Origin of the sequence: Amycolatopsis sp. 505, assembly GCF_031625235.1 — a bacterium.
In the GTDB taxonomy this organism is placed as follows: domain Bacteria; phylum Actinomycetota; class Actinomycetes; order Mycobacteriales; family Pseudonocardiaceae; genus Amycolatopsis.
In genome coordinates this window covers 76,306-89,435 of record NZ_JACKQP010000002.1, presented here as the reverse complement: position 1 = coordinate 89,435, position 13,130 = coordinate 76,306, and the positions used below count along the sequence as shown (strand labels likewise).

The window sequence follows — 13,130 nt, the reverse complement described above, 5'->3', positions numbered from 1 at the left end:
GGAGAGCCGCCTTGACCGAGACCACAGCCGCGACCGCCGAGCAGCAGGCGCTGATCGACACCCTGCCGCCGGACTTCCGCTGGGGCGTGGCGACCGCCGCGTACCAGATCGAAGGCGCGGTCTCCGAGGACGGGCGCACACCGTCCATTTGGGACACGTTCTGCCGGGTGCCGTGGGCGATCGACAACAATGACAACGGTGACATCGCCTGCGACCACTACCACCGGATGCCGTCCGACATCGGGCTCGTCACCGAGCTCGGAGCGGACACCTACCGGTTCTCCGTGGCGTGGCCCCGGGTCCAGCCGCACGGCCGCGGCGGCGTCAACGAGGCGGGCATCGGGTTCTACGACCGGCTCGTCGACGAGACGCTGAGCCGGGGCATCACGCCGTGGCTGACGCTGTACCACTGGGACCTCCCGCAGGAGCTCGAGGACGCGGGCGGCTGGCCGGCCCGCGACACGGCGTACCGGTTCGCCGACTACGCGATGCTGGTGTTCGACCGGCTCAAGGATCGGGTCCGCCACTGGACGACGCTGAACGAGCCGTGGTGCTCGGCGATGCACGGGTACGTGCACGGCGTGATGGCGCCGGGCCGCCGTGACTACGCGGCGGGGTTGCACGCGGTGCACCACCTGCTGCTGGGCCACGGGCTGGCGGTGCAGCGGATGCGCGAGGCGGCTCCGGCGGACACGCAGTTCGGCATCACGCTCAACATGTGCACCGCCGACCCGGCGACCGACTCGCCGGAGGACGTCCGCGCGGCCCGCCAGGCCGACGGCCTCGGCGTCCGCATCTACCTGGACCCGCTGGTCCACGGCCGGTACCCGGAGGACGTGGTCGAGGACCTGGCGGCGCGCAACGTCCGCCTCCCGATCCAGGACGGCGACCTTTCGGTGATCTCGACGCCGCTGGACTTCCTGGGCGTGAACTACTACTTCGGCCAGCAGTTCTCGGGTGTGGACGACGCGGGATCCGCGGTCGACGCGGACGGCGTCCCGGCGTCCCGGGTGATCCCGTTCGGCGAGCCGACGACGGCGATGGGCTGGGAGATCCTGCCGGGGAAGTTCACGGAGCTGCTGACCCGCCTGGGCCGCGACTACCCGGGCTTGCCGATGTACATCACGGAGAACGGCTCGGCCTTCGACGACGACCCGGACTCGACCGGATTCGTGCGTGACGACGGCCGCACGGCGTACCTGGCCTCGCACATCGCGGCGGTGGCGGCGGCCCGTCAGGCCGGGGCGGACGTGCGCGGGTACTTCGCGTGGTCGCTCTTGGACAACTTCGAGTGGGCGTACGGGTACGCGAAGCGGTTCGGGTTGATCCGGGTGGACTACGAGACGCAGGAGCGGACGATCAAGCAGAGCGGGTACTTCTACCGCGACACCGTCCGGCGGGTCCGCGGCAGCTGAACGGCGGTGGGGTGGGCCCCACCACGGTGGCGGTGGCTCACCCCATGGCTCCTCCCTCGGCCTTTCCCTAGCGTCGGAAGAAAAGCCGACCCCGGGGGAAGCCATGACCGTCCGGACCGATGTCAGACCCGTACCTGCCGGTGCGCCGCCGAAGTGGTGGCGACGGCCCTGGGTGGCGCCGCTCGCCCTGGTCGTCGCCGTCTTCCTCGCCTTCTCCGTGCCGCCCTACCTCACGCTCGACCCGGCGCGGTCGCGCGTTCCCGCGCCCGCCGGGTTCGCCGCGCACTACTGGTTCCTCGTGGCGCACATCGCTTTCGGAAGCGTGGCCATCGTCGGCGTCATCCTGCAGATCTGGCCTTGGTTGCGCCGGGAGCACCCGATCGCGCACCGGCGGATCGGGCGCGTCTACGTCTTCGCCGGCGCCATTCCCTCCGCCGTGATGGCGGCGACGATCGGTGCGGTGAGCCCGTTCGGGCCGGTCGTCGCCGCGCTCGACGTCGTGGCCGCTCTGCTCTGGCTCGGCTTCACCGTGGCCGGGTGGCGGGCCGTGCGGCAGCGCCGGTTCGCCGATCACCGGAAGTGGATGATCCGCAGCTTCGCCATGTGCATGAACACGCTGATGACCCGCGTCCTCTCACCGATCGGCTTCCTGCTCGTCATGCCGCGGGGCGGCGACAAGGAGACGATGATCCTCAGCGCCGCCACGGTGTCGGCCGCCCTGAGCATCCTGACGCTGCTCCTGCTCAGCCAGTGGTGGCTCGACCGGCACCCGAAGCCAGCCAGCGCGCGATGATCGTCCGCTGGATCTCCGACGCGCCTTCGTAGATCCGAGGCGCCCGGACCTCCCGGTACAGGTGCTCCAGCAGGTGCCCGCGCCGCAGCGCGCGGGCGCCGTGGAGCTGGACCGCCGAGTCGACGACGAACTGGGCCGCCTCGGTGGCGAACAGCTTCGCCATCGCGGCGCGGCCGCCGAGGTTCGGCTCGCCCGCGTCGTACGCGCCCGCCGCCGCGTAGACCAGGAGCCGAGCGGCTTCGGTGCGGGTGGCCATCTCGGCGAGGGTGTGCGCCACCGCCTGCTGCTTGAGCAGCGGGCCACCGAAGGCTTCGCGCTCGCCGGTGTGGTCCACAGTGGCGTCCAGCGCGGCTTGCGCCATCCCGACGGCGAACGCGCCGACGCTCGGGCGGAACAGGTCCAGGGTCCGCATCGCCACGGCGAAACCGCGGTTCTCTTCGCCGAGCAATTCCTCACGCTGCACCGAAACGCCGTCGAACGTCACCGTGCCGATCGGGTGCGGGCTGACCAGGTCGAGGTGCTCGCCGCCGAGGCCCGGCCGGTCGGCGGGGACGACGAACGCGCTCACCCCGCGTGCGCCCGCTCCCGGTGTCGTACGCGCGAACACCGTGTAGAAGTCGGCTTCGGGGGCGTTGGAGATCCACATCTTTTCGCCGGTCAGGCGCCAGCCGTCGCCGTCGGGCTCCGCCGCGAGGGACAGCGCAGCCGCGTCCGAGCCCGCGTCCGGTTCGGTGAGCGCGAACGCCGCCACCGCGTCGCCGGCCGCCACCGCGGGGAGCCACTTCGCGACCTGTTCGTCCCTTCCGGACTGGAGCACCGGATAACTTCCCAGGCCCTGCAACGCCAGCGCGGTCTCGGCCTCGGTGCTGACCGTGGCGAGGTGCTCGCGCAGGATGCACAGGTCCGTCGCGGCCGCCTGCCTGGACGGCGTGCCCGAAGCGACGCCGGGGAAGAGCCGGGCAAGCAGGCCGAGCGCCCCCATCGCCTTGAGGAGCGGACGGTTGACCGCACCCTCCACTCCGGACTCGGCGAGGGGGAGCAGCTGCTCGGCCGCCACCCGCCGGACTTCCTCGGCGAAGGCGCGTTGCTCCGGATCCAGGGTGAAAGTCATGCGGACGCTCCCGGTCGCCAGCGGGCGTGAGCGGTGCCGGTGGGACCGGACCGGACGAGGTCGAGGCGCGGCTCCGGCCCGTCGGAGCGGCCCGTCTGCGGCTTGCGGCTGCCCGCGGCGAACGGCTTCGGCCACGGCATCGGGTACTCCTGCTCGGCCGCCGCGTGCAGCGTCCACTGTGGATCGTAGAGGTGAGTCCGGCCCAGGGCGCACAGGTCCGCGCGCCCGGCCAGGATCAGCGAGTTGACGTCGTCGTAGGACGAGATCGCGCCGACCGCGATCACCGCGATCCCGTACTCCTCGCCGATCTCGTTGCGGATCCGGTCGGCGTACGGTGTCTGGTAGCTGCGGCCGTACTGCGGACGCTCCTCGCTGACGACCTGGCCGGTCGAAACGTCGATGCCTGCGGCGCCGTGGGCGGCGAACGCCCGCGCGATCTCGACGGCGTCGTCGGCGTCGATGCCGCCCTCACACCAGTCGGTCGCGGAGATCCGGACCGTCATCGGCCGCTCGGCGGGCCACACCGCGCGGACCGCGTCGAAGACCTCCAGGGGGAACCGCAGCCGGTTCTCGAGCGAGCCGCCGTACTCGTCACTCCGGCGGTTGGTCAGCGGCGAGAGGAACGACGACAGCAGGTAGCCGTGTGCGCAGTGCAGCTCGAGGACGTCGAACCCGGCGCGAGCGGCGGCCTCAGCGCAGGCGACGAACTGCTCGCGGATCTCCGCGAGGTCCGTTGTGGACAGTTCACGCGGGACTTGATTGCGGTCCGAATAGGGCAGCGGTGAAGGGGCGCAGACCTCCCAGTTGCCGGACGGCAGCGGCTCGTCGATGCCGTCCCACATGAGTTTCGTCGAGCCCTTGCGCCCCGAGTGTCCCAATTGGACGCCGATGCGGGCCGGTGTCTGCGCGTGGACGAAGTCGACGACCCGCTTCCACGCGGCTTCCTGTTCCGCTGTGTACAGTCCGCCGCAGCCGGGCGTGATCCGGCCTTCGGGGGAGACGCAGACCATCTCGGTCATCACCAGTCCGGCACCACCGAGGGCCTTGCTGCCCAGGTGCACCAGGTGGAAGTCGCCCGGCACGCCGTCCACCGCGGAGTACATGTCCATCGGGGACACGATGATCCGGTTGGGCAGTTCCAGGCCGCCCAGCGAGAACGGCTGGAACATCGGCGGCCGCGACGTCGTCCCGAGCTTGCGCGCGAACCAGTGGTCGAGCTCGGCGGCGAATCCGGGGTCGCGCAGGCGGAGGTTGTCGTAGGTGACGCGGCGGCTGCGCGTGAGGATGTTGAACGCGAACTGCGGCGGCTCCTGGTGGGCGTACTGCGCGATGTTCTCGAACCACTCCAGGCTGGCCTGCGCGGCACGCTGCGTCGACGTGACGACCGGGCGCCGTTCCAGCTCGTAGGCCTTCAGCGCCGCCGCGACGCCGTCGTTTTCGTGCAGGCACGCGGCCAGCGCGAGGGCGTCCTCCATCGCCAGCTTCGTGCCCGAGCCGATCGAGAAGTGCGCGGTGTGCGCGGCGTCGCCGAGGAGGACGACGTTCTCGTGAACCCAGGTCTCGCAGCGGACCGTGCCGAACGAGACCCACTTCGAGTTGTTCGCCATGACCTGGTGGCCGTCGAGGACGTCGGCGCACAGCTCGCGGATCAGCGCGATCGACTTCTCGTCGCTCTCGCCGGGCTTGAGCGACGTCCCCGCGATCGGCCCGAACGTCCGCTGCCAGACGTCTTCCTGCACCTCGAGGATGAACGTGCTGCCGTCGCGGCCGTACGGGTAGCCGTGGATCTGCATGATCCCGGCCGGCGTTTCGAGGACGTAGAACTTGAAGGCGTCGAACACCAGGTCCGTGCCCAGCCAGATGTACCGGCACCGGCGGGTCTCGACGCTCGGCCGGAACGTTTCGGCGTACCGCGCGCGCACGGCCGAGTTGACGCCGTCGGCCGCGATGACGAGGTCGTACCCGTCGAGGTCGGTGGGTGCTTCCTCCCGGAAGTGCAGGCCGACGCCGAGTTCGCCGCAGCGGCTCTGCAGGATGCCGAGCAGGCGCTTGCGGCTCATCGCGGCGAAGCCGTGGCCGCCCGAGGTGGTGACCGTGCCGCGGTAGTGGACGTCGATGTCGTCCCAGCGGGCGAATTCGGCCTTCATCGCCTCGTGCACCGCCGCGTCGGCGTGCTCGATCCCGCCGAGCGTCTCGTCGGAGAACACGACGCCGAAGCCGAAGGTGTCGTCCGGCGCGTTGCGCTCCCAGACGGTGATTTCGTGGCCGGGACCGAGCTGTTTCGCGAGCGCGGCGAAGTACAGACCCGCCGGGCCGCCACCGATGACCGCGATTCGCACGCCGTCCAGGGTATGTCGCGGTGACTACGACCGTCAATAACGCGAAAGATGGCGTACCGTGTCCCGCATGGAACGCATCAACCCGCCGGAGCTGGGCAAGCCGTCCGGGTTCTCGCACGCGGTGGTGGCCGAGGGCCGGGTGGTCTTCCTCGCCGGGCAGACCGCACTGGACGCGTCGAACAAGATCGTCGGCGACGGCGTGGTCGAGCAGTTCGAGCGCGCGCTCGGCAACCTCCTGGCGTCCCTGCGCGCGGCCGGCGGCTCCCCGGCGGACCTGTGCAGCGTGACGATCTACATCGTCGACATGGCCGACTACCGCGCCCACGCCCGCGAGATCGGCCGGGTGTGGAAGCGGCTCGCGGGCACGGAGTACCCGGCGATGGCGGGCATCGGCGTGTCCCGGCTGTGGGACGAGGAGGCGCTGGTCGAGGTCCAGGGCTTCGCGGTGCTCAGCCGAGGTTGATCGCCTTCGCGGCATCGGGAACGCGCGGCCCGGGGACGCGGGTCAGCCGGCTTCCATGCAGGCCAGGATCGAGTCCAAAGCCTGCTTGGTCTGCTGGACGGCCGCGGTGAGGTAATCGATCACGTAAGACACGGCGGCCGTCCCCGCCTGCTGTGGCGAAATCTGCTTTTCGGCCAGCTTGATCGGTCCGCGGTAGTGTTGCTCGCCCGTCGAGCTGTCGTTGGTGATCTCATGGAGGTACCAGTAGTGGCCGTCGGTCGTGACCACAGCATTCACCTGGGCATTGATCCAGAGACTGACTGCGGGCGAGCCGTCTTGCAGTGGGGTGACCGTCGGCCGGGTAAACCTCGCGGCAGCGTGGATGACTTCGCAGACCGTCCGGAGGGTTTGCTGCACCTGCTGGTGGCTGATGGGCAGCATCGACGCCTCCGCGAGTCCGGGAATTCGCCATTTCACTTCCCTGCGTGGCGCACTCCAAGACTGCCGATGGCCGCCGATCGAGGCCGGGTCAGCCGAGGTTGATCGCCTTCGCGACGTACGCGCGGGCCGGCGTCTCCAGTTGCGCGTGCAGCTGGAAGAACAGCTCGGCCGCGCGGATCCCGGACCACCCGGCCGGCAGGAACTCCGCGGGCAGGCCCGGGTCGAGGTAGGGCATCCGCCGCCAGCCGGTCAGCACGCGGACGTAGTCGGCGAACGCCTGCTCCTCGGTCACGGACTTGCGGCGCAGCGCCGGCCCGTGCTCGTCGAGGAAGGTCGTGTACAGCTCGTCCAGCCGTTCGAGGTCCCACCAGTCGCGGACCTTCGCCGCGACGTCGCCGAACGCCAGGTGGTCGGCGCGGAACAGGTCGGCGTACCCGGCCAGGCCGAGCCGGGTGAGCGCTTCCTCGGTCGCCGCGTGCAGGTGGGCCGGGGCGATCCAGACGCCGGAGGCCGCCGTGCCGAAGCCCATCCGGGCCAGCTGGGTGCGCAGGAGGTGACGCTTGTGGCGTTCGGTCTCGGGCACCGAGAACACCGCGAGCAGCCAGCCGTCGGCCGGGGTCGCGCGGCCGCGGCGGAAGATCCGCTCGTCGCCCTCGCGCAGGATCTCGCGGGCTTCGTCGGACAGCTCGTAACCCGCCGTCGCGTCGCGGCGGACCGCTTCGAGGATCCCGCGCCGCTTCAGCCGGGAGATCGACGAGCGCACCGCGGGCTCGTCGACGCCGACCGCGGCCAGCAGGTCGATCAGCGACGCGACCGAGAGCCAGCCGCCTTCGGTGCGCGAGTAGAGGCCGTACACCGTCACGATGAGCTGGCGAGGCTGGGCGGACCGGCCGGAGCCGTCCAGTTCGGTTGCCTCGGGTACGGCCGTCATCGCGCCACGATAGCAACTCCCGGCCGGATCGCTCCGCTACGATTTCGCCGCGATGCTGCCAGCCACCAAGGGGATCTTCGACCGGCTCACCCGCCGGGGCCGCCTGATGACCAAGCGGACCTGCGACCGGCAGGGCCACGTGCTGCGCGGCGGGCGCTTCCTCTTCCGCACGCCGACCGCGTGGGAGTACGCCGCCGCCGTGGCCGGGGGCAGTGATCCGGCCGCGCAGCGGTGGCTCGGCTGGCAGCGCGACTCGATCGTCGCCGAGCCGGCGCGGGCGGACGCGCTGCGGGTCGTGCCCGGCACCGGGCCGGACTGGGCGTCCCCCGATCCGCAGTCCGTCGACCTGGTGATGATCGACGTCGAGGCCAACCGCTGCGTCGGCCTGGTGAGCGTGCACACCGGCGAGGACGGCGGCCCGGAGACCGGCGGCTACCTCGCGCCGGCGTACCGCGGCCGCGGGTTCGGGCGCGTGCTCTTCGCGGCCGGGCTGACGCTGGCGCACGACCACCTCGGCCTGGCGCGGGTGCGGGCCGGCGCGGAGGTCGGCAACGTCGCCAGCGCGCGGTCGCTGCAGGCGGCCGGGCTCGGCCGGGTGGGCGGCCCGCCGACGTACCGGCTGCCGGACGGCCGCGTCACCGAGGCGTGGTGGTTCCAGCACGACGTCCCGCGCCCGACGCGGTGCGGTGGGCCGCAGGCGACGTGGTTCCCGGCTGCTCCGGTGCTGTGAAACTTCGGCGCTCGCCGACGTTTTCCGCGGCTAACTTCGCGGTATGACTTCGCTTTCCGCTCCGGTTCCGCCCGTGCCCGTCGACGTTGCTCCGGGGAGCGTTGCGTGGTTGCGGGCGTCCGTGGCCCGCTTCAGCAACGGCGCCGACCACGTCCGGCGGCGGGCGCTCGCCGTGGATCTGCTGGGTACTCTTGATGTGGAACTGTTGCAGGATAACGCTTTCTCGCGTACTTCGGCGATCGTGGCCGGCGTCGACGTCGTCGACGTGATGGCGCGGATCGCGCGGCCGGTGCCGGTGGGGGTGCTCGCCGAAGCGCTGGGCCTGCCGGACGTCTCGGCCGACGTCGCCGGAGTCGCGGCGGCTTACCACCCGCACGTGACGCCGGGCGCGGACGCGGAAGCGGCGCTGGCGCGGCTGATCGAGGTGTGCGGCGGACCGACGGAACTCGCGGCGGCGCGGATCGGCCTGCTCGTCCAGGCCTGCGACGCCACGGCGGGCCTCATCGGCAACGAGCTTTTCGCGGCCCTGACCGGAAAACCGGCCGAACAACCGGTGCTCGCCACACGCCGCCGGGTCGACGGCACCGACGTGACAGTGTCCCTCGCCGGGACGCCGTTCGGGGCGGGGCCGCGCGCGTGCCCGGGATCGCGGCAAGCGCACGCTCTCGCGGCCGGCGTTCTCGGGGCGTTGCGTGGTTTCCGCCTGACAGAAGCGGAAGTCTCCTGGATTTCTTCGCCGAATCTCCGGATGCCCGTTCGGCTGTGGGTGACCCGCGGCTGAACCGCCCGGGCCTTCTGCTAAGACTTACCGCGTTCATTCTTTGGGGGAAGGCGGGGAATTGCTGTACTTCAACGGCTTGCTCGGCGTCGTCACGTTCGGGTTGTGGATCTTCTGCCTGGTCGACGTGATCACCACCGACGAGGGATCCTGCCGCAACCTGCCGAAGGGGCTGTGGCTGCTGCTCGTGCTGGTGGTGCCGCTGGTCGGCTCGATCATCTGGCTGGTGGCGGGCCGCCCGCAGCAGGAGACGCGGGCGCGCGGCCCGTACGAGCGCCAGGCGCCGGCGTTCCCGGAATACGACCGCCCGGGCCGCTTCGCGGCAACGAGCCCGGAAGACGACGAGGAATTCCTCCGCAAGTGCCGGGAACGCGCGGAGGCCCAGCGCAAGCTGGCCCGCGAAAAGCGCGGCGACGAATAACGCCGTGTCGTCCGCCCAGGTACGCGTGTCGTCCATCTGGGTACGCGTGTCGTCCGGTCGGAATGGATGGATACGGCCGGACCGAAACGGCGAACTTGCGTACCTGGATGGACGACACGCGTACGTGAATGGACGACACGCGTACTCAGGCGGACGACACGGGGTCAGCAGGTGGGGCCGTCGCAGGTGCCGCGTTCGTAGGCTTCCAGTGTCGTGATGACCAGGCGGCGCTCGGCCGGGGTGAGCGGGGTCAGGGCGTCGCTCCAGGCCTTGGCGCCGCGGGCTAGCCAGGCGTCGACGGCCGGGCGCTTGTCCTCGGTGATGCTGACGATCGTGCGGCGGCGGTCGGCCGGGTCCTCGTCGCGGTTCAGGACGCCCTGGCGGCTGAGGTCGCCGACCATCAGGCTGGCCGTCGTCGGGGCCACCTGGAGGCGGGTGGCGAGTTCGGTGACCGTCATCGGGCCGTCGAAGAGCAGGTACGACAGCAGCGAAAGGTGCCGCGGCGCCAGCGCGCAGCCGTCCAGCTCGGCCGGTACCGGGGTGCGCTTCGCGCGGCCGACCAGGCGGGGCATGAGCAGCAGGAGCTGCCGCACGCCGTCCTCGACACTCGGTCCGGTCTCCGTTGACACCGCTCACCTCCCGTCGGTACTTTTGCTTGCAAAACAAACTCTTCGCCCGAGCGTACCTCGCGCCCGCTTGAGCGTACCGGCCAGAAACAAGGGGACCCCATGACCACGCCAGCCGAGATGAACGACTTCAACAAGCAGGTCGTCGAGGAATTCCGGGCCAACGGAGGCAAGGTCGGCAACTACTTCGAGGGCAAGAACGTGCTCTTGCTCACCACCACCGGCGCGAAGAGCGGGGCGGAGCGCCTGTCGCCGCTCGTCTACACGAAGGACGGCGACCGCTACGTCGTCGCCGCGTCGATGGGCGGCGCGCCGAAGAACCCGGCTTGGTACCACAACCTGGTCGCCAACCCGAAGGTCACGGTGGAGGTCGGCACCGAGAAGTTCGAGGCGACGGCCACCGTGATCGCCGACCGCGCCGAGCGCGACCGCCTGTACGCGGGCATGGTCGCGCACGCGGAGGGCTTCGCGGAGTACGAGACGAAGACCACCCGGGTCATCCCGATCGTGGTCCTGGAGCGCTAGGAACCGATCGGCGCGGGCTCGGGCTCGGCGCGCGTCGCGGCAGGGCGGTCCGCCTCCTGCCGTTCCGCGCGCCGGGTGTCCTTGCGGGTGATCAGGCGCTTGCCGACGTCGATCAGGGGCTTCTCGACCCAGCGGTGGATCAGGTCCGCGATCGCCAGCCCGACGATGAACACCGTCAGCGCCGAGACCGTCCGGTGCGGCGCGAGCCCCGGCACCGCCTGGACCACCGCGAAGTGCACCGGCCCCTGCAGCAGGTACAGCGAGTACGAGCGCTCACCGACGAACCGCATCGGGGCCGTGCTCAGCAGCCAGCGCAGCGGGCCCGGGCTCACCAGGACGATCAGCAGGAGCATCGTCAGCCCCGCGTACGCCACCAGCAGCCACAGGTTGTTGCGGGTCTCGTGCCACAGGTCGTCGAAGTTCGTGTGCAGCAGCGCGAACGCCGCGACGATCGGGATCGCCGCCAGCGGGTGCGTCAGCGGCTTCAGCAGCGCGTACCCGCGGCGGTAGTGCAGCAGGATCGCCAGCAGGCAGCCGCCCGCCAGGATGAAGTAGTGGATCGTCGAGCGGTAGATCGCCGTCTGCGATTCGTTCAGCACGAAGCCGCCGGTGGTCACCGGGACCAGCGCCAGCAGCGCGATCATCGCCGTGCCGACCAGGAGGAACTTGCGCTTCGCCGCGCCGATCCCGATCGCGACCAGCAGGAACGGCCAGACCAGGTAGAACTTCTCCTCGATCCCCAGCGTCCACGAGCCGCTGAAGAAGTTGTCCGTGCCGGTGGTGGCCGCCGGCAGGAACTCGTTGAGGAACGTCAGGTAGTACTTCAGCGCCTGCGGGAAGTCGCGCGAGTAGAACTCGCCGCGCAGGATCACGAACGCCACGATCCCGCCGAGGATCACCAGGTACGGCGGCAGGATCCGGAACACGCGCCGGATGTAGAAGTTCGACAGCGAGATCCGGCCGTTGCGGTCCTGCTCGCGCAGCAGCAGCGTGGTGATCAGGAACCCGGACAGCACGAAGAAGAGGTAGACGCCGACCCAGCCCGACAGCCACGTCCAGTTCGGCCCGCCGAAGTGGAAGAAGATGACCATCGTCGCGGCGAGCGCGCGCAGGCCGTCGAGCCCGGGGAACCGCCGCATGCCGAGGTAGTCCTCGTGACTCATCGTGCGCAAGACGGTTCCCCTATCGGTGTGATCAGGCCGGCCGAGTATATGGCCCGCGATCCCCGGCCCTTTGCCCGCCTCACCCGGCCCGGAAGACGTTCCCGGCGTCGTACCGGCGCTTCAGCTCCCGCAGCCGCCGCAGGTCGGCGCCGGAAAAGACGCTCTCCGCCACCTCCTCCGGCGCGTGCTCGCCGTAGACGAACGGCAGGAGCCGGCCGGTCGTCCACGGCGCCAGCGCGTCGAACAACTTCGCGTGCACGCGCCGGGCCGCCGCGACGCCGTCGTCGCCGACCACCGTCAACGCCCGGACGACGAACTCGGCCGACGAGTCCCAGCCCACGCCCGGCACCTCCGGGGTGCGGGCGAGCGCGCCGCCGAGCCGGTCGATGATCAGCACCGGCGGCGCGGCCGCGCCCGGGCCCGCGTGCTCGACGATCGCGTCGAGCATGGCGTCGTTCAGCTGGGAGACGGTCGCGTTGGTGCCGTGGTAGCCGTGCGGCTGCCGCGGCTCGGCCGCGATCGACCCCGACTCGGTGAACGGCAGCCGTCGCAGCGTGTCCGCCAGCGCGGGTGCGACGGCCCGCAGCGGCGCGACGACGTCGTCGCCGTCCTCGCCGAGGTAGGCGATCCGGACCTGGGCGACGTGCCGGCCGCGCACCGGCGCGGGCACCATCGGCAGGTCGGGGTACTGGATCATGGCCAGTGACGTCGTCAGCGTGTCCGGCGCGGCCGCCGACCACGTCCGCCAGGCCCGCAGCACGGCCGGCACGTCGGCGCTGTCGAAGGTGAGGCTGCCGCCGTAGAGCTCGGCGACCGGCAGGAGGGCGAACTCGATCGCCGTCACGACGCCGAAGCCGTCGCGGCCACCGCGCAGGGCCCAGAACAGGTCCGAGCCCGGCTCGACGTGCCGGAGCTCGCCGTCGGCGGTCACGACGTCGAGGGCGCGGACGTGGTCGGCGGCCCGGCCGTACCGGCGGGCCATCAGCCCGAAGCCGCCGCTGAGCGTGTAACCGACGACGCCGACGTCCGGGGACGAGCCACTGAGCGGCGCCAGGCCGTGCGCGCCGGCGGCCTCGATGACCGCCTCCCACCGGACACCCGCCTCGACACGGGCGGTCCGGGCCGCGGCGTCGATCTCGACGCCGGTCATCCGGCGGGTGCTGATCAGGACGCCGTCGGTGCCCGCCGTCAGGCCGTGCCCGGTGGCCTGGACCGCGACGGGCAGCCGGTGCTCGGCGGCGTAGCGCACCGCGGCGACGACGTCTTCGGCGCTTTCGGCGGCGACGACGGCCGCGGGTGACGTGGGCACCGCCGTCTGGAATCCGGCGACTTCTTCGGTGTACCCGTCCTGGCCGGGCTGGAGGAGGTTCATGCCTCCAGCTTCGGGCGAGCCCGATCAGAAGTCCAAGATCTGA

The 13,130-nt window shown here is 71.1% G+C and carries 14 protein-coding genes; 7 read left to right on the top strand and 7 right to left on the bottom strand.

Annotated features, from left to right (window positions below; all coding sequences use genetic code 11):
- Positions 1 to 11: 11 nt before the first annotated feature.
- Positions 12 to 1,415 (top strand): GH1 family beta-glucosidase, encoded by a 1,404-nt coding sequence (locus tag H5965_RS07360; RefSeq protein WP_310968598.1) that lies wholly within the window; start codon positions 12 to 14, stop codon positions 1,413 to 1,415.
- A gap of 172 nt (positions 1,416 to 1,587) precedes the next feature.
- Complete coding sequence (locus H5965_RS07355) at positions 1,588 to 2,208, top strand: DUF2306 domain-containing protein (RefSeq protein ID WP_310968597.1); 621 nt, start codon at positions 1,588 to 1,590, stop codon at positions 2,206 to 2,208.
- Here the strand turns inward: H5965_RS07355 and H5965_RS07350 are convergent.
- Together H5965_RS07350 and H5965_RS07345 are read right to left on the bottom strand one after the other, a co-directional pair.
- Positions 2,159 to 3,319, bottom strand: coding sequence for an acyl-CoA dehydrogenase family protein (locus H5965_RS07350; RefSeq protein ID WP_310968596.1), 1,161 nt, complete (start codon positions 3,317 to 3,319; stop codon positions 2,159 to 2,161). The two genes, H5965_RS07355 and H5965_RS07350, sit on opposite strands and share 50 nt — an antisense overlap.
- Positions 3,316 to 5,658, bottom strand: a complete 2,343-nt coding sequence (locus H5965_RS07345) for a bifunctional salicylyl-CoA 5-hydroxylase/oxidoreductase (RefSeq protein WP_310968595.1) — start codon at positions 5,656 to 5,658, stop codon at positions 3,316 to 3,318. The genes H5965_RS07350 and H5965_RS07345 overlap by 4 nt, the downstream gene beginning before the upstream one ends.
- Before the next feature lie 67 nt (positions 5,659 to 5,725).
- Between H5965_RS07345 and H5965_RS07340 the strand changes: the two genes are divergently transcribed.
- On the top strand, positions 5,726 to 6,121 hold the full coding sequence (locus tag H5965_RS07340) for a RidA family protein (RefSeq protein WP_310968594.1): 396 nt from the start codon (positions 5,726 to 5,728) through the stop codon (positions 6,119 to 6,121).
- 42 nt (positions 6,122 to 6,163) lie between these two features.
- Here the strand turns inward: H5965_RS07340 and H5965_RS07335 are convergent, their stop codons facing one another.
- Together H5965_RS07335 and H5965_RS07330 are read right to left on the bottom strand one after the other, a co-directional pair.
- Positions 6,164 to 6,541, bottom strand: a complete 378-nt coding sequence (locus tag H5965_RS07335; protein WP_310968593.1) for a hypothetical protein — start codon at positions 6,539 to 6,541, stop codon at positions 6,164 to 6,166.
- 88 nt (positions 6,542 to 6,629) lie between these two features.
- The gene (locus H5965_RS07330) at positions 6,630 to 7,472 is read right to left on the bottom strand and encodes a PaaX family transcriptional regulator C-terminal domain-containing protein (protein WP_310968592.1); all 843 of its coding nucleotides are present in this window, start codon (positions 7,470 to 7,472) and stop codon (positions 6,630 to 6,632) included.
- Positions 7,473 to 7,524: 52 nt separating this feature from the next.
- Between H5965_RS07330 and H5965_RS07325 the strand changes: the two genes are divergently transcribed.
- From H5965_RS07325 to H5965_RS07315, 3 genes are all read left to right on the top strand, one after another.
- A complete protein-coding gene (locus tag H5965_RS07325; RefSeq protein ID WP_310968591.1) occupies positions 7,525 to 8,202 on the top strand; it encodes a GNAT family protein in 678 nt (225 codons plus the stop codon).
- Between the two features lie 121 nt (positions 8,203 to 8,323).
- A complete protein-coding gene (locus H5965_RS07320; RefSeq protein ID WP_310969654.1) occupies positions 8,324 to 8,983 on the top strand; it encodes a hypothetical protein in 660 nt (219 codons plus the stop codon).
- A 58-nt stretch (positions 8,984 to 9,041) separates the two neighbouring features.
- The gene (locus H5965_RS07315) at positions 9,042 to 9,401 is read left to right on the top strand and encodes a PLDc N-terminal domain-containing protein (protein WP_310968590.1); all 360 of its coding nucleotides are present in this window, start codon (positions 9,042 to 9,044) and stop codon (positions 9,399 to 9,401) included.
- A gap of 164 nt (positions 9,402 to 9,565) precedes the next feature.
- Here the strand turns inward: H5965_RS07315 and H5965_RS07310 are convergent, their stop codons facing one another.
- Positions 9,566 to 10,030: a MarR family winged helix-turn-helix transcriptional regulator gene (locus H5965_RS07310; protein ID WP_310968589.1), complete on the bottom strand. Its 465-nt coding sequence runs from the start codon at positions 10,028 to 10,030 to the stop codon at positions 9,566 to 9,568.
- A 99-nt stretch (positions 10,031 to 10,129) separates the two neighbouring features.
- Here H5965_RS07310 and H5965_RS07305 point away from each other — a divergent pair, with 99 nt between their 5' ends.
- A complete protein-coding gene (locus H5965_RS07305) occupies positions 10,130 to 10,552 on the top strand; it encodes a nitroreductase family deazaflavin-dependent oxidoreductase (RefSeq protein ID WP_310968588.1) in 423 nt (140 codons plus the stop codon).
- On the opposite strand, the gene H5965_RS07300 is transcribed toward H5965_RS07305, so the two are convergent.
- Both H5965_RS07300 and H5965_RS07295 read right to left on the bottom strand, forming a co-directional pair.
- A complete protein-coding gene (locus H5965_RS07300; protein ID WP_310969653.1) occupies positions 10,549 to 11,715 on the bottom strand; it encodes an acyltransferase in 1,167 nt (388 codons plus the stop codon). The genes H5965_RS07305 and H5965_RS07300 overlap by 4 nt on opposite strands.
- A 79-nt stretch (positions 11,716 to 11,794) precedes the next feature.
- Entirely contained in the window at positions 11,795 to 13,087 is a 1,293-nt protein-coding gene (locus H5965_RS07295) for an FAD-binding oxidoreductase (RefSeq protein WP_310968587.1), read from the bottom strand.
- Positions 13,088 to 13,130 lie beyond the last annotated feature (43 nt).